Origin of the sequence: uncultured Shewanella sp. (assembly GCF_947491715.1) — a bacterium.
In the GTDB taxonomy this organism is placed as follows: Bacteria; Pseudomonadota; Gammaproteobacteria; order Enterobacterales; family Shewanellaceae; genus Shewanella.
Genome location: NZ_CANLKR010000010.1, coordinates 1 through 16,974, shown reverse-complemented (window position 1 = coordinate 16,974; position 16,974 = coordinate 1). Strand labels below are relative to the sequence as shown.

At 39.5% G+C, this 16,974-nt stretch carries 11 protein-coding genes; 5 read left to right on the top strand and 6 right to left on the bottom strand.

Going from position 1 to position 16,974, the window contains the following annotated elements; genetic code table 11:
- The first annotated feature begins 24 nt into the window (after positions 1 to 24).
- From nuoL to Q0779_RS09140, 3 genes are all read left to right on the top strand, one after another.
- Positions 25 to 1,929: an NADH-quinone oxidoreductase subunit L gene (gene nuoL / locus Q0779_RS09150; protein WP_298771849.1), complete on the top strand. Its 1,905-nt coding sequence runs from the start codon at positions 25 to 27 to the stop codon at positions 1,927 to 1,929.
- A 15-nt stretch (positions 1,930 to 1,944) separates the two neighbouring features.
- On the top strand, positions 1,945 to 3,438 hold the full coding sequence (locus tag Q0779_RS09145) for a NuoM family protein (RefSeq protein WP_298771847.1): 1,494 nt from the start codon (positions 1,945 to 1,947) through the stop codon (positions 3,436 to 3,438).
- 120 nt (positions 3,439 to 3,558) lie between these two features.
- Complete coding sequence (locus tag Q0779_RS09140; RefSeq protein WP_298771845.1) at positions 3,559 to 4,998, top strand: NADH-quinone oxidoreductase subunit N; 1,440 nt, start codon at positions 3,559 to 3,561, stop codon at positions 4,996 to 4,998.
- Between the two features lie 147 nt (positions 4,999 to 5,145).
- Here the strand turns inward: Q0779_RS09140 and Q0779_RS09135 are convergent, their stop codons facing one another.
- Positions 5,146 to 6,336 (bottom strand): amino acid permease, encoded by a 1,191-nt coding sequence (locus tag Q0779_RS09135; protein ID WP_298771843.1) that lies wholly within the window; start codon positions 6,334 to 6,336, stop codon positions 5,146 to 5,148.
- A 514-nt stretch (positions 6,337 to 6,850) separates the two neighbouring features.
- On the opposite strand from Q0779_RS09135, the gene Q0779_RS09130 reads away from it, so the two are divergent.
- Positions 6,851 to 7,408 carry a TMEM165/GDT1 family protein gene (locus Q0779_RS09130; RefSeq protein ID WP_298771842.1) on the top strand — a complete coding sequence of 186 codons (558 nt, stop codon included), beginning with the start codon at positions 6,851 to 6,853 and terminating at the stop codon, positions 7,406 to 7,408.
- A 53-nt stretch (positions 7,409 to 7,461) separates the two neighbouring features.
- Here Q0779_RS09130 and katB read toward each other — a convergent pair whose 3' ends face one another.
- The 3 genes from katB to Q0779_RS09115 form a co-directional block, all read right to left on the bottom strand.
- On the bottom strand, positions 7,462 to 8,931 hold the full coding sequence (gene katB, locus Q0779_RS09125) for a catalase KatB (protein WP_298771840.1): 1,470 nt from the start codon (positions 8,929 to 8,931) through the stop codon (positions 7,462 to 7,464).
- A gap of 456 nt (positions 8,932 to 9,387) precedes the next feature.
- Positions 9,388 to 9,720 (bottom strand): antibiotic biosynthesis monooxygenase, encoded by a 333-nt coding sequence (locus Q0779_RS09120; RefSeq protein ID WP_298771838.1) that lies wholly within the window; start codon positions 9,718 to 9,720, stop codon positions 9,388 to 9,390.
- Complete coding sequence (locus tag Q0779_RS09115; protein ID WP_298771836.1) at positions 9,717 to 10,055, bottom strand: NIPSNAP family protein; 339 nt, start codon at positions 10,053 to 10,055, stop codon at positions 9,717 to 9,719. Before Q0779_RS09115 ends, Q0779_RS09120 begins: the two co-directional genes overlap by 4 nt.
- A gap of 192 nt (positions 10,056 to 10,247) precedes the next feature.
- Between Q0779_RS09115 and Q0779_RS09110 the strand changes: the two genes are divergently transcribed.
- Entirely contained in the window at positions 10,248 to 10,922 is a 675-nt protein-coding gene (locus tag Q0779_RS09110) for a helix-turn-helix transcriptional regulator (protein ID WP_298771835.1), read from the top strand.
- Positions 10,923 to 11,261: 339 nt separating this feature from the next.
- Here the strand turns inward: Q0779_RS09110 and Q0779_RS09105 are convergent, their stop codons facing one another.
- Both Q0779_RS09105 and Q0779_RS09100 read right to left on the bottom strand, forming a co-directional pair.
- Entirely contained in the window at positions 11,262 to 13,580 is a 2,319-nt protein-coding gene (locus tag Q0779_RS09105; protein ID WP_298771834.1) for an ExeM/NucH family extracellular endonuclease, read from the bottom strand.
- Between the two features lie 279 nt (positions 13,581 to 13,859).
- Positions 13,860 to 16,955 (bottom strand): amino acid adenylation domain-containing protein, encoded by a 3,096-nt coding sequence (locus tag Q0779_RS09100; RefSeq protein ID WP_298771833.1) that lies wholly within the window; start codon positions 16,953 to 16,955, stop codon positions 13,860 to 13,862.
- Positions 16,956 to 16,974: the final 19 nt, after the last annotated feature.

Sequence of the window (16,974 nt, the reverse complement as noted above, 5' to 3'; positions counted from 1 at the left end):
TAAGAAATAGTCAAAGGCTTAAATATGAATAATCTGATCTGGTTAATACCAGGCGCCCCTCTTATCGGTGCAGGTTTTATTATACTGTTAGGAAACCGCTTTACGGCACAAATATGTGCTCGCATTGCTGCATTGATGGTGTTCATTTCGGCCGCACTTGTGATTTGTCTGTGGGGAACATTGCTCACTCAACCTCATGAAATTAACTTAAATCAGCCCTTATTTCAGCAATCTTTATTCACCTGGATGTCGATAGGGAGTTGGCAAGTTCATTTAGCATTAACGATTGATAAAATTAGCCTGATCATGATGACCGTCGCCAGTTGTGTCGGATTTTTAATTCACCTCTTTTCAATTCAATTTATGAAAGGTGAAGCAGGAGAAAGACGCTATTTTTTCTATCTTAATTTATTTATATTTGGCATGTTAAGTTTTGTCATGGCTCACGATCTCATTTTACTTTATCTTGGATGGGAGGTAATGGGATTATGTTCCTACGCGCTAGTGTCATTTTATTATCAGAAATCTCATTATGCTTATTGTGGCCGCAAAGCATTTGTTGTCACACGCATAGGTGATACCGCTTTAGCCATTGCTATTATGGTTATCTTTGCCCAATTTCACTCCATAGAGCTCCCCGTCATTACCTCACAGGTTGGCAATCAGAGTATAGTATCGAGCAATTTAATGCTCATAGGCGCATTATTGATCCTCGCAGCCATCGCAAAATCAGCGCAATTTCCCCTGCACGTCTGGTTACCCGATGCCATGACAGGCCCAAGTACTGTCTCAGCGCTTATTCATGCTGCCACTATGGTGACAGCTGGCGTCTATTTACTCATACGTTTCCATCCATTATTTGAACTCGTGCCAGACTTACAGCTTGTTATTGCCTTTATTGGTTGTATCACGGCTTTTTTTGCGGCATCAGCGGCACTGTCACAAAACGATTTAAAAAAGATATTGGCTTATTCCACCATCAGTCAAATTGGCTATATGTTTGCCGCCGTTGGCGTTGGCGCGTACGGTTTTGCTTTATTTCATTTAATTGTTCACGCCTGCTTTAAAGCACTCCTTTTCATGAGCAGTGGTGTCATTATTAAAGCCTTTAATGAGGAACATGATATTCGAAAAATGGGAGGGCTTGGGAAAAAAATGCCTTTCATGCGTTATACCTATCTCATTGGTTCATTAACCTTAGCGGCCCTTCCTTTCATTACCGCAAGTTATTACAGTAAAGATCCCATTATTGCTGCCACATACACTCAACACTTTGGCTTTTACTTAACCGCACTTGCTCTGTTAGGTGCATTGATGACGGGCCTTTATTCAATGCGTATGTACTTAATGGTCTTTACAGGACAAGCTCGCAGTGAAATACAAGCCTATTCACTCACTATAGGCATGCAATTACCTTTGGCTATTTTGGCTTTCTTAAGCATTACTATTGGCTTTATTCAAGTCCCTTGGAATTGGGGGCCACAATTGCTCATTCCATGGTTAGCAAGCGATCTTGGCCTTCCCACTCTCCCCCAAGGAAAGGCGGAGCTCTTTATTGATATTTTAGGAATAAGTGCAAGTATCCTAGGTATTGCTCTTGCTTGCTATTTCACTCCAAAAGAGATTAAGCATCATCAAGGACTCGGCAATGTCACCTTTTTAAATCAAGCTTGGTATGTCGATGCTTTATCCATGAAATGGGTTGTCACGCCTTATTATGCTCTATGCCATTTATGCCGTGTTTGTATAGAAAAAATAATATTTTTCAGAGTAATAGAGTTATCTCTTATAGGTCTGCTACAGCTAGGACATGATTCTTTAACACGAGCACAAGCAGGATTGATCACCCGATATTTATATTTCATTTGCATTGGTGCCATTGGGCTGTTGGCCTACATTCTAATGACTATTTATCCAATTTATGAATAAAGTAGAGAACTTAACATGTTAAATATCATTCTATTTCTCCCCTTTATCGCCGCCATTCTCATTGCTATTTGCTGTCATCATAAAAATGGTGTGGCTAAAATAGCCTGTCTTAGTATTTGTACACTGACATTCTGTTTCATTTTAAGCATAGGTTTTTCCCTTAGCGACATCATTTCAACCGTATCGATTTCCCACTCTTGGATCCAAAACTTAGGCATAACCTATCAATTAGCACTAGATGGTTTTAGTCTTATCATGATCTTAGTTTCAAGTTTTATCGCTATGATGGCGGTTATGGTTGCTTGGAAAAGCATCGAACGCTGGGATATTTTTGGTCCTTTACTATTAATGACCTTAAGTGGATTAATGGGCGTGTTTCTTGCGCGTGATCTGCTACTATTTTACGTCTTTTGGGAAATCATGTTGATCCCGCTCTATTTCATGTTAACCCAATGGGGAAATCAACAAAGCCGATATGCCGCCACCAGATTCTTAATTTATACCGTCAGCGCGTCTTTATTCATGCTAATCGGGATCCTGTGTTTATACATTCAAGTTGGACGAGAAACGGGCATATACAGCTTTGCTTTTAATCACCTATTAACCACTCCTATTATCAATAACAGTTTATGGATATTTTTAGCCTTTCTAGTTGGTTTTGCTGTAAAAATCCCGTTATTCCCTCTACATTTATGGGCTCCTGATACCTATAAAACAGCCCATCCAGCAGTTACGATTTTACTCTCAGGTGCGATGGCAAATGCTGGAGTGTATGGCATTTTACGTATTTGTACCTTTATCTCTCCTTTAAGCCTTGCCACTTTATCTCACTCCATCATGGGCCTCAGTGCCATTGGCGCCATTTATACCGGCCTTATAGCCTATCAGCAAAATAATCTTAGAGCTGTCGCAGCTTATTCCAGTATTAGTCATATGAATTTAGCAGTCATGGCCATTTTTGCGATGCAACTACAAGCCATCAATGGTTCAATGTTACAACTCATCGCTCATGCACTCTCCATCACTGGCATTTTTGCCATTGTGGCCATACTCTCTTCCAGAGGGTATGAGGGTGAACTCGATGAAATGGGAGGACTCTTTAAACCCATGCCCAAATTAGGTGCCATGTTATTATTCTTTTTTATTGCCAGTGCAGGGTTACCTGGACTCGGTAATTTTGCCAGCGAAATACTCATCCTAGTAGGCAGCTATCAAAGCTCACCTTTATGGGCAAGCTTAGCAGCAATCAGTATTGTTATCGGTATCGCTTACTTTTTACGTTGTTATGAGCGCGCAATGTTAGGGCCTTATGACCCAAAGGCTGAACACACGGGAAACCAGCAAAAAACCGCACTAAAAGATCTCAGTTGGCAAGAAATAATTCCCTTGTCTCTTCTTGTTATCGCCATCTTATGGTTAGGTTTGTTTCCTAATACATTTCTTCAACCGCTACATCACACTGTAACTCACATCATTGAACATCACTTTAATGCACTAAGAGGTGGCTAACATGTCCATCCGAGCAAACCGATATATGACCCAGATAAAATGTAAATATCAAGAAATAATGCCACACAGCATCCTTCTTCATTTGCCATTTCTATTGTTCTGCCCCAAGGAGAGATAACAATGACATTATCCGATTTAGTCTATTTATCTCCCTATATCACCTTAGGTTTAGGCGGATTAGTCATTTTATTAACAGGGTTATTACCCGGCTCACATAAATTACCCCTCTTTTTCACGGCATTAATTTTCATTTTGACCATCATATTATCGGCTGAACAACTCAACGCCCAATATACAGTCGAAAACTTTGTTTTAGTCAATCGATTTACTCAATCCTGCATGATCTTCTTTTGCATTATTGGGCTTATCACCTTATGGATGTCGGTAAATGCTTTATCACTGCGACACCAACTCGATGAAATTTTTTACAGTTTATTGGTTTTTTGTGTATTAGGCATGAGCCTTATTCCCAGTGATAACATGATTGCATTTTTACTGGGGATTGAATTAGTAACGATTTCAAGTTTTTGTTTATGTATTTGGTCACCCAATCGATACGGCGCCATAGAAGCTGCCAGTAAATTGACCATTATTGCCGGCGTGGCTTCAGCCTTTTTAATTATGGGTATTGCCATCACTTATTTAGGCACTGGCAGTTTATCATTTTCAGCCATGGCTAACGGAATGGATACAGAGAAAGGAAATAATATCATCACCTTTGTCGGGTTAATATTTATCCTCATAGGCGTAGGTTTTGAGCTTGCTGTCGCCCCTTTTCATAATTGGCTTGCCGACTTTTATGAAGGAGCCCCACTCCCCATTGTTAGCTTTATTGGTACTATCGCTAAACTCGCCATCCTCGCTTGGGCATTACTCTTACCGCAGTGGTTAGGTATCGCACTTTGGCAGTATCTTGAACCAGTCATAGCTGTTATAGCCATTTTCAGTATGATTTTTGGGACGCTATTAGCGCTAAAGCAAAACAATATTAAACGCTTACTCGCTTACTCATCCATCAGCCATTTAGGGGTAATACTTGTGCCATTGGCCTTTTATCAGGCCACGAGTTTCACGGTGATTATCTATTACGGCGTAAGCTACACCTTGATGACATTTGCAGCCATCAGCATATTAAATAGCTTGGAAAACCATCGGGAGGTAGTCACACTTGAAACACTATCAGGTATTGGAAGACGTCGACCTATAATAGGTTTATGTATGACATTAGTGATTATATCTTTAGCGGGGATCCCTCCCTTAAGTGGTTTTTTTGCAAAACTTCTGGTGCTTCAAACCACGCTGAATAATGAGCAATATGCTGTTGCTATTATTATTATTCTTTCTAGCGCAGTGGCACTGTATTATTATTTACGGCTCATTCTCGTGCTCTACCACCCCTTCCAAAACGACAGTCCATTATCCACTTCCCCCTCTCTTCTAAAAAGCAACAATTTACTCTATTGGAGTAATCACATTTTTATTATACTCGCCACATTCACTGTTATTGCACTGGGGATCTGGGCGCAAATATTAATTAGTTATGCCATGGAAATACGCTAAACAAAATTAATCCCCAAAAACCTCACAAACTTTCAATAGGATGGAGAATACAATGAAAGGAAAGTCATCAATAGATGTCATGGAAAGTAATGAGTCATAAAAAAGCGGCTATGAAGCCGCTTTTTATGACTATAATGCGCTTAATGATTACAATGCCACCCATAATTGAGCCGCGATAATAATGACTCCCGCAATACCAATCAAGGTTAAGCCTATGTTACCTCCAAATACCTGATAACCGGTATCCACCTCTTTTCGCTGTTTCAATGCCATTAGCATTGGCAGAAAGATAATCATAAATACGAGTGGAATAGCGGCAAAACCTAATACGGCAACAAAACCATCAGGGATATATAAAGCACACAGTAACGGAGGGATAAAAGTGAACAACCAAGTCCTAACTCTAGCAAGTAATGTATCATTTGCACGCGTCAGCTCAGCAATAAAATCATACAAACTCAGTGTCACGCCTAAAAATGAAGTCACCAAAGCAAGATCGGCAAATAAAGCAATAAACTTACTGATCCATTCTTGATTTGCCATTTCTTGAAGTGCACTCACTAAAGCCGGTAAAGAGCCTGAAAAACCATAAATAGCCTCGCCGCCAACGGTCCCTAAACTCACAGCAAGCCAAAGAATATAACACACCAAAGGTAGACTCGAGCCAATCACTAACACTTTACGTAAAGCAACGGCATCGCCTTCTAAATATCGCACCAATGTCGCAATACACACATGGAAACCAAAAGAAGTAAATACCACAGGTATCGCAGCCATCCACAATGAAGTAGATGTATCTTGTGCAACGACTTGCATGGCCATTTTAGCAGGGCTGACTTCAGGTAATAACACGCCTACCATAACCACCAATAATATCACCATTAATGAGAACAGAAACCGAGATACCTTATCGACCCATGCAACCCCAAGCGCTGCGAATAATCCTAAACAAACAGTAAAAATAATAACAGCTAATTGGTTATCCAGTACCAAATCAAACATGGTTCTCGCTTTTAGCACCAATAAAGACGAACCACCAGTTAAATAGGCCGCCGTCAATGCAAAAAGTAAACTTAAAAATGACAATCCTTGAATAAATTGGCCTTTTTTTCCAAGCAGCTTACCGGTTATTGCATGAACATTATCACCCACTCCCGTGCGTAAATTAACTTCTAACATCAATAAGGAGGTATAAATAGATATTCCCCAAATTGTAACAAGCAAGAGTACGGCAGGAAACATTCCCAATGCTGCTGTCGCCAATGGCAGGGCCAACATACCAGCCCCAATAGCCGTACCAGCGACTATCGCAATTGAACCTAATATTTTTAAATTCACAAGTTCATCCTGTTTATTATATTTTATCGTTATGACACCAAGATAACTTAATCAAAAAAAGAAATGCAAAACAATACTATTTAAGCTTATTCGCCACTTGAGTAAGTCATTGATATCATCATAAGCTACCACTTTACACCACAGCAAAACAAACAAGGGTTAACAAAAAAACAATATAAACACAAAACAAATACATAATAAATCAATTTAGTAACGAAAGAGCCGCATTTATCCTTCCAACGAACAAGCCATCTTCCATACATTGCACTTTACTCATTTATCTTTATAATGCTTGTCCTACTTCAGGGGAGTAGCTAACGATTTTTGTCTATTAAACGGATAAAAATTGGGTCAGCATCAACATACTTGGCCAAATGCCATGGTGCTGACAGCGAGTCTAGTATCAGGATATTCCTGCTTAGGCTTTCCAGCAAGACCTGAATACAATGACCACACTTCGGGGTGGCGGTTTATTGTGTTCAGCTGTTTTTGCCGCCCCTAAAGGATCATGATTTTGGAAGCATTAATCACATCAACTATCAGTGTTGCCATCGCCGAAATTGGTGATAAAACCCAACTATTAGCACTCATCCTTGCAGCGCGATTTAAAAATAAAACAGCCATTATTATAGGTATGCTCATTGCCACGCTATTCAATCACTTTATCGCCGCTTGGTTAGGTGAGTGGTTAATGGGCTTTATCAATCCTACAACGATAAAATACTTAGTGGCCGCAGCCCTATTTTCATTAGCATTATGGATGTTAATCCCAGATAAAATCGATAAAAAGGAAAGTCCTTTATATGCATTGGGTCCATTTTTGGCAACATTTTGTCTGTTTTTTCTTGCGGAAATTGGAGACAAAACGCAAGTCGCCACTATGGTACTCGCCGCAAAATACCAAAACTTATTCTTAGTCGTTGCAGGAAGCACTCTCGGTATGATGATAGCCAATGTTCCTATGGTCTTTTTAGCACATTTTAGTGCCGATAAGTTGCCCATGTTATGGATCCATCGACTGTGCGCCATGCTATTTGTATTGCAAGGTATTGCCACATTGCTGTGGCCTTAAATTAACCGAAAAGGGAAGCCGAAGCTTCCCTTTACATTGTTAATCATTAACCCCTACAAACCTAAAGCTCGTCTAATACGGGCGCCATAATCACTGTCTGCTTTTTCAAAATGAGCCAACATTTTCTGCTGAGTTTCAAGCGTCACTTGTGACAAGGTATCGGTGATCGTTGCCACTAAACGTGACTTTTCTTCATCAGAAAAAATGCGATATAAATTTCCCGCTTGAGTGAAATCATCTTGATCATAACGGCTATAACGATCGGCTTCCCCCTCTAATCTCAAAGGCGGCTCAGCAAAATGAGTCGCATCTTTGAGTCCTTCTAATGAGTTTGGTCCATAATTAGGACTATTGTCTCCGCCTGTTTGACTGCCATTATAAGGACATTGCGTCCCAGCCATCGCCCCTCCACGTTGATGATGATCCGCTTTAGCGGCATGTGGGCAATTAACCGGTAACTGATTATAGTTAGCCCCAATTCGATAACGCTGCGCATCCGCATAAGCAAACAAACGTGCTTGCAACATTTTATCCGGTGAAGCGCCCACTCCAGGTACCAAATTACTCGGAGCCAGAGCGGCTTGTTCAACCTCAGCAAAATAGTTCTCAGGCATTTTATTGAGTTCTAATTCACCAACTTCAATCAGTGGATAATCTTTATGAGGCCAAATTTTCGTTAAATCAAACGGATTAATATGATAAGTATTCGCATCCGCTTCTGGCATGATCTGCACTTTCACTGCCCATTTAGGAAAATTACCATCACTAATAGCAGCAACCATGTCTCTCTGTGAGGAGTCGGGATCAATTCCCTTTAAAATATCAGCTTGTTCACCCGTTAAATTCACAACCCCTTGCAAGCTCTTAAAGTGAAATTTCACCCAAAAACGCTCTCCCGCTGCATTCCAAAAAGAAAATGTATGTGAGCCATAACCGTGCATTTGTCGGTAATTCGCTGGAATACCACGATCTGACATTAAAATAGTCACTTGATGAAGCGCTTCAGGATTTAATGACCAAAAATCCCACATTGCTTGGGGATCCTTTAAATTGGTTTCGGGGTTCCGTTTTTGAGTATGAATAAAATCAGGAAACTTTATGCCATCTCGTAAAAAGAAAGTCGGGGTATTATTGCCAACAATATCATGGTTTCCTTGTTGTGTATAAAAACGCAATGCAAACCCTCTAGGATCTCGCTCAGCATCTGCCGATCCCATCTCCCCGCCAACCGTTGAAAAGCGAAGAAACGTGGCCGTTTTTTTACCAATACCATTAAAGTGCTCTGCAAGAGTATACTGACTCAAATCCTTTGTTAATGTAAAAACACCGTATACTCCAGTGCCCTTAGCATGTACAACCCTTTCAGGGATCCGTTCACGATTAAAATGTGCTAATTTTTCAATTAAATGCCAATCTTGCAATAGTAATGGACCACGTTCACCCGCCGATAATGAGTTTTGATCATCTGCAATTGGCGCACCATTTTGTGCTGTTAAATACCCATCTTGGTCATTCACTTTCATCACTCTACTCCTCACTCTTCATCTTGCTTCTTATGCCAATATGACGATAAAGGCCATCTCTAGGACAGTGCTTGTCATTTTTGACCGTTAGATATACGTTATTTCCTGATGAACTAATACTAGTAGAATAAAATGAATTTATATAACGATTAAAATAAATTAAACCAATCTTTTTTAACGATTAAGAATAGGTAAGCATTTAAAAAACAAGAAACAAAACAACAAATAAAACAACAGTAATGCAAAATAAAACCCACGAAAACCCCACAAGAAAACATTCGATTAAGCTAATGTTAGTTATTGAATTAATGACCAATAATAAAAAATATCCATTCGTCATCTATTAACATAATCGTGATATCCCCTCATCTAAAGTACTGGCAATGACACTCTATTTAACAAAATAATGAATGACATGAAAAAATATCAATACCTTTTAAATATCAATCTACAAGGTTATTCCAAATTAGCTGATACTTGTTGACGCTCATTCATACTATAATCTCTTATCACTTGAGCCACCCGTATTCGGTAATCTTGAAATAAAGCATTTTTACCTTGAACTTGTGCTTTTTGGTGTAAAAAATGATTTCGCCACTGTTTCACTGCAGTTTCATCCTTCCAAAATGATAGAGACAAAAATTTATCCGGATCATTAAGGCTTTGAAATCGTTCAATCGTCATAAATCCATCTATTTTGATTAAATCACTTTTCAACTCAGCCGCAATACGAAAGTATTCATCTTTCCCTGCTACCTTAGGCATTACTTCAAAAATCACCGCAATCATCTTCTCGCTCCTACATTTTTCAAATAGGTTTCTGGAATAGAGCGAAGAAATGTCCGCTTTTCTTCTAAAATAAATTGTTCACGTTGAGCAAACATAAAATTATCTTTGCCCAATTCATCTGTTTTAAGCCGTTTTCGATACTGTTCATACGCCGCCAGATTTGCAAAACTGATTAAGCCAAATGCCACATTATTCGTCCCTTCATGAGGCAAAAAATACCCCACCAATTCACCGCCACAAGCTGGAATTATTTGCCCCCAGTTTTCAGCATATTGTTGAAAAAAATTTATTTTAGACGGGTCAATTTTATACTCGATAAAACACGTTATTGCCATGGTAAGTCTTTCCTTTTATATTCGTTTCCACTTAATATTTGAATCACAGTCAGTGTAAAGCGAACAAAATCACTATGCTTCTACCCTCATCGAAGTGTCATAAAATCATTAAGGAAAAGAGATTGCCTAATATCACCTATCTTATGCTTGTATCGTCATCGAACTATCAGAAAGTCATTAAGGAAGAACAGATTGCCTAATATCGCTTATATCGCCTCACTTATCGGCGATTCAACACGCGCGAGTATGTTAACGGCATTACTATCCGGTAAAGCGCTGACAGCCACAGAGCTTGCTATTGAAGGGGAGATCAGCGCTTCAACTGCAAGTAGTCATTTGAATAAACTCATTGAAGGAAGGCTTATTAAGGTCAGAAAACAAGGTCGGCATAAATATTTTCAATTATTCGACCATCATATTGCGGCGTTACTTGAACAACTTCTCAATGTAAGCGCATCAACATCACTCTCAACAACAAAGACAGGACCAAACAATTCAAGATTAAAGCAATCTAGAATTTGCTATGATCATCTTGCAGGCACATTAGGCGTTGCCTTATTTGATAGCTTAAAACACAATCAATATATCATTGAGTGTAATAACGATACACGGTTGACCGATAAGGGGCTTGATTTCTTTAAAACAATCGATAAGGATCTCTTTCGATTAAACACGAGTCAAAGACCGCAATGTAAAGCCTGTTTAGATTGGAGTGAAAGACGCAGTCATATGGCAGGTCAATTGGGTAAATGGATACTAACCGATTTACTCAATAACAAATGGGCTGTAAGCGATCTCGATTCAAGAGCCATTGAGTTCACACCACTCGGACTCATAAAATTTTCTAAACGTTATGGCATCTCCTAACGCTTCCAAGATATACCCGTGATACTTGAAGATGCAGGATTCAGCTGGAATTAAAAGCCTTTTAGGCAAGGCTTTGAACAGCGTGCCTAGTCATTCTAAGCTGATGTTCAATAACGCAGTATAAAAGGCCTTGCTTTTACATATAAAGAGGCCAGCCCCTTGGGAGTCTGTAAAAGCACCTACTTCTGCGTTGTATCACCTTAAAAGGCAATAAGCATTTCGGCAATAATACGCCTTGAATTAGGCACTTTTACAGGCTCTGAAAACATTCATCTTCAAGTATCACGGGTATAAATAGAGAAGGCATTAAGCCTTCTCTACTGTGCCACACCTTACTCGTTACACTGACAATCGGCGTCTGACACCTGCAAATAATGCCAACAAGCCAATACCGATAAACTGTAAACTGCCGCCGTCATCCTCTTCGACTTTAGGGGTGCCTTCTGGTGTTTCAATCACACTCGTCTTCGGATAGTAAAGATCCACAATCAAAGGATCATGATCCGATGAAGAATACACATTCGATGATTTTTCAAGCCCTCCAGTATACTGGCTCGAATATTCAAACAAACTCGACTCAGGCGCATTGATATGCCAGTTAATTATACTGACCACACGTGTCGTTAAACTCTTATTACCAATGGCATGATCTAAACTCCCCACTTCACCATTGTAATTATATGAATAAGTCGTTAAACCATTTTTATGGGTATTAAGGTTAATCAATCCGTAACCTTTTTCGATTTCTCGGCCATGTTGCTCATACACATTCCCGCCCAAGGTCGTCCATGATGCTGTGCAAATAGGCTGAGCAGTGGCAGAGGAATTACTGGTTGAAGTGAGGGGACAAGTCAGTGCACTGGCAGCACTACCAAAATCCAAATCTGATGCATCATAATCAGTTAATACTCGAAGGGGATCTTCCATACCATAACTGTTTAAATCACCGATTATTAGTAAATCACCCTCAATATGTTGTACTGACTCCGCTAATACTTTAGCCGCAGAAACTCTAAGTTCATTACAATGCCCTTGTAAATCATCGGGCTCCGTATATTCGCTGCTATCTACCCAGTCCTCGAAACAAGCCGAACCTTTTGATTTAAAATGGTTCACCACGACTGTTAAGCTGTCTTCATTAATACTAAAAGTCTGGCCTAAACTATAACGCTGAGACTTATCAAAGGCAGGATTTAAATCAGGTTCAACAGCCGTTTCACTTTCAGAGGTCGGTGCTACAGCGCGATCGGCAACACCTGCTGTCACGTGCTGCTCTGGCATTTCAATCACAAACGCATCATTCACGGGTGACATTTTCTCTACCCGATATAACAGCCCAACCATGATGGAGTCACTGCCTAAATAATGGCCTTGATATTTATCACTATCGCTGATTTCAATAAACTGATAGGCTAATTCTTTTGGCAATTCTTTATTAAGCGCATTCAACAAGTTTTGCAGTGCACTCGTATCATTAAATCCATTATTTTCAATTTCCATTAGACCAATAATATCGGCATTCATCTCCACTAAAGCATTGACGATTTTACTGCGCTGTAATTCAAAATCATGTTCTGTTTTTGCCCCACGAATGTCACTCCCTTGAGTCGCGTTTTCATTACCACCAAAAGCAGAATTGAAAAAATTCAACACATTAAAACTTGCCACACGGATATCGGCATTCTTTGCCAGGTCGGGCGCCGCTTCTCTGTCACTCAAATGAGTTAAGTCACTAATCAATATTGAGTTTGTCACCACCAAACGGTATTCACCGTCACTAAAGGTCACCATGCCTTCAAGGCCGATAATACGATCGTTGGTGCGAATATAGCCCAATTCTGGTTCAAAATCGGTAAAATAAGGTATTACACCAGCGGGGGCAGGTAAATCAGACTCCAGCATTAATCGATTCGCTTTATTCTTAGCTTCAAGGGCTATCGCCGCACTGGATAACGCAGGATACACTTGTGTCGCTTTCACTGGTATCCCTTTGTGGGAGAGCATTAAATTATTACGCCCCACACTGCCATCATAACCAAAATTACGTGAAACGAATAAATCACTCTTTTCATCAAGCTTGATCTTCATTCCCTCAACACGCTCAAGGGCCGTTGCTAAGGTCTCTCCATCACTGACAGATAATATACTTGGTTCAGGCAAAGAAGTACTCGCCCCCATTTGCATTTTAGGCTCAAGCGTTAAATCAATTTGAGTTAACCCGTTATCTTCTTTTACTTTCCCCTGAACACACACTTGAATACCGGGTTGAATACTATCTGGTGCGACATCACTTAAGGCCACAAAGATGCCATTTGAGCTAAATGGTGACTTAACTCCATCAATTTGCTGTAAGTAAAAACCTTTCAGTAATCCGTCAGCTCTTGCGGTCACCACCCCTTCCACATAAAGTTCATTCTCTGAATAAAATACCCCAGACTCGTCCCCTTCAACGGTCGCTAAAGGACTAACAGCCTCTGTTCCCTGAATATCATCAATGGACGTGATAACAGACTCTGTGCAATCAATAGCTTCAATTGCAACAGCATTAGTTAACCCTTGACTGGCAAGGGATATCTTGCTTATGTCTGCTTGTGCCATACTTGGCAGCATCGTGGCAAACGCCAACGACGTCATAGTCAATTTTGTTCTACAAACCATGTTATCAACCTTAGTTATCAACCTTACCTATCAAACTTGCTCAAGACGCTTACCTTTATAGTGCTAGCCCTTTATTCACATATAAAATACAGGCTAAAGACGAACAAGAAAGAAGTATAAAAACACAACAATTAACAAATAAAAAACAAAAGTAACATAAAGTAGTTAGCAAGATAAAGTCTCTTACCATTAATGAAATCAATAAATTAAAAGGTAAACATAAAAAAGGGAGCCAAAGGCTCCCTCAATCTAGATGTGATTAACTCAACACTACCTTGATTAACTATTCAGCTTGTTTAAATAGTCTCTCCTTAAAGCTTGCCTATCTTTTTTCCCTGAAGGCGTTAATGGAAAGCGCCGTATGATCTTAAACTGCTCAGGGATCATAAAGTTAGGTAACCTCTCTCTTAAATAATTTGATAACACATTACCGCTTATCCCCTCACCTTGAACGGTTATGAATGTAATAAGCTTCTTGGAATCAGCGATACTAACTTCCATAGTGCAGGATTCAACAACCCCTCTATAAGTTTGTAATACACTGTCTATTTCTCCCAACTCAATGCGAAAACCTCTAAGTTTAATCTGGTCGTCTTTTCTGCCTATATAGAACAAGTTCCCCTCATTCTCATACCGAACCAAATCACCTGTTTTATAATAAATAACTCCCCTACTATCTTGTACAAACTTATCTTGAGTAAGTTTTTGATTATTCCAATATCCTTTCGCTACACCATGCCCAGATAAATACAATTCACCAGTAAAATAATTAGGGACTTCTCTACCATCACTATCACATACTTTCGCTCTAGTACCACAGATGGGAGAACCGATAAAGATTTTATTAATACAATCTTTAACCAAAAAAGCCGTTGAATAAGTGGTATCTTCACTTGGGCCATATAGGTTATATAAGCGTGTTGTTTCTGAGTTTTCCATAATATTCTGAGCAAGAGATGTAGATAATGGCTCTCCAGCCAAATTGACCACTTTTAACTTGTCCGGAAGGTCAATGAACCTAAGAACCTCATTCAACAAAGAAGGTACAGTGTTAATCAATGTAATTGGCAAAGTTGCGACGTCATCTATCAACTGCAATATATTACACGCAAAGTGGAATCTTCCACCAAGGCTCCAAGTGACTAAAATTTCAAATATGGATAAATCAAAGCATATTGAAGTGCTTGCATATACACATTGTAAATCGCTACCTGAGTATGTTTGTCGAGCCCAATTTTGCAATGCGGTAACACCTTGATGAGAAATTACAACACCTTTTGGCCTGCCAGTTGAACCTGAAGTATAAATAATATGGGAAGTATCATCGCCGAGGATCGCAATGGGTTCAAAACTGAATTCGCTATTTTTCGTTTCAATTTCCGCAATATTTAGCCAATTAATGTGCCCTAAATCGGACACTATTTCTCCGTTATGAATACCCAAGTGGACATCTGCATCCTCTAAAATATACCTATTTCTTTCCAACGGGTAATCTGAATCAAGAGGAACATATGCAGCACCAGATAGCAAGATCCCAAGCAGAGATATCGGTAACTCTGCTGTACGCGACATCATAATTGCAACTCTATGTCCCTTACCAACCCCAAGAGACTGAATATATCCAGCAACTCGAGTTGCCTTCACTTTCACTTCCTCATAGCTAAATTTTGCAGTTCCTACCGTCAGCGCTAAAATATCGGGGTGATGCTCAGCCATTTGAATAATTTGATGAGGCACGCTAATCCACTTATCTTCTAAGGTAAGTGCCACCTGAGCCTCAATGATAGGCTTGACTTTAACCAGTTGAACTTGATTTAAAAGAAGTCTGGGACATTCAGACACTTGCTCTGCCACATAAACCAATGTCGCAAAAAAACTTTCAACGGCATTTGCACTGTAAGCACACGCTCGATATTCTAACTCTATTATTGGGGAACTGGTTTCCAAATTCATCGTTATAGCAAAATCAAACTTCACACCTTCATTTCTGCCTACGGCTAGATTTGAGTAGGGAACGTTTTGAGAAAGACTAAATAGCACTTCAGAAAGCCTCTCTTTACAATTCAATACCTGTTTAATTTTATCGTAAGAGAGCAATTGATGACAAAAGTCCTCAGTTAATTCCAGCTGTCTTTTTTTTATAAACGCTTCGAAACTATGAGTTTCCACCCATTGAGAAAACAAAGGGATCGTATTAGCAAAAAAACCAATACTGTCGATTTCGGTATGATTAACTCTCTTAGCAACAGGTGTTAATAGAGTCACAAAATGACTTTGATTTAAACGGCCTATCACCAGAGAAACAATACCCGACCAATAAGTAAACTCACTGACTCCTAGTGTTCTAGCCATTTCTCGACATTGAAGAACTAACTCAGTAGAAAGAGAAAAAGTAGAGTACGCGCCCGCTTTAGAGTCACTGGGGGTTGTTAGATATGGAACGACCGTTGTAGCATCTACCAAATTAAATCGATTTTTCCAATATACAATCTGCTTACTCATTTCCAAATCATATTCTTGAGTTTGTTGCCATAAAGCATGGCGAATAAAACCGTCATCTGTGGAAAGTTGTTCACTTGCTAAGGCTTTATTTAACGCTTTCGTTAGCGTATCAATGGATTGTCCATCAATAGCAATATGATGGACATTGAGTACTAAAACAGATTCTTCGCCTTCAATTTTTACGAAATATATGTTGCAGACCCCTTTTTCCAGATCAACGGTTTCAATACTCAATCGCTGCTGCAAACAGCTCCATTCCATTGGATTGACTGAAATCTGACCAACATCAACCTCATCAGAGTCAAGTAACTGCTGTTTTATCTCACCTTGCTCTTCGATAAGTCTCATTCTTAGTGCAGGATGAGCTTGAATAACGTTACGAATTGCTTCAGTGAGTTGTTCAAATAATACATCTGGCGGTAAAGTAAAGAATAACGGTACATTGTAACAATTTGATTGTTCAAACATTTGAGTCAAGTATATTCGAGTTTGCTCATTAGTAAGAGGAAAGCTAGTCCCATTTGAAAGTGGAACAATCAGGGGGATGCTACTATCACTTTCACTATCATTTTCAACAGCTTTTGCTAAGTCCCTAAGGAGCGGTCGTTTAAATATCAAGCTAATCGGTAACTCAATGTGAAATCGTTCAAATATTAACAGTTGAATTTTCAAGATTGACAACGAATTACCACCCAATTGAAAAAAGTGGGAATCGGATTCAATAACAGTATCTTCACCCAAAACTTGTTTCCAAATACCTGCAACTAACTGTTCTTTTTCTGTTAGCTTTCGCGTCATACCCGTTTTCTGCCAGCCATAGAAGTAGGCTAATAATGCACGCCTGTCTAATTTACCATTAGCAGTAATAGGCATATTGGGAACGGCCAGCACA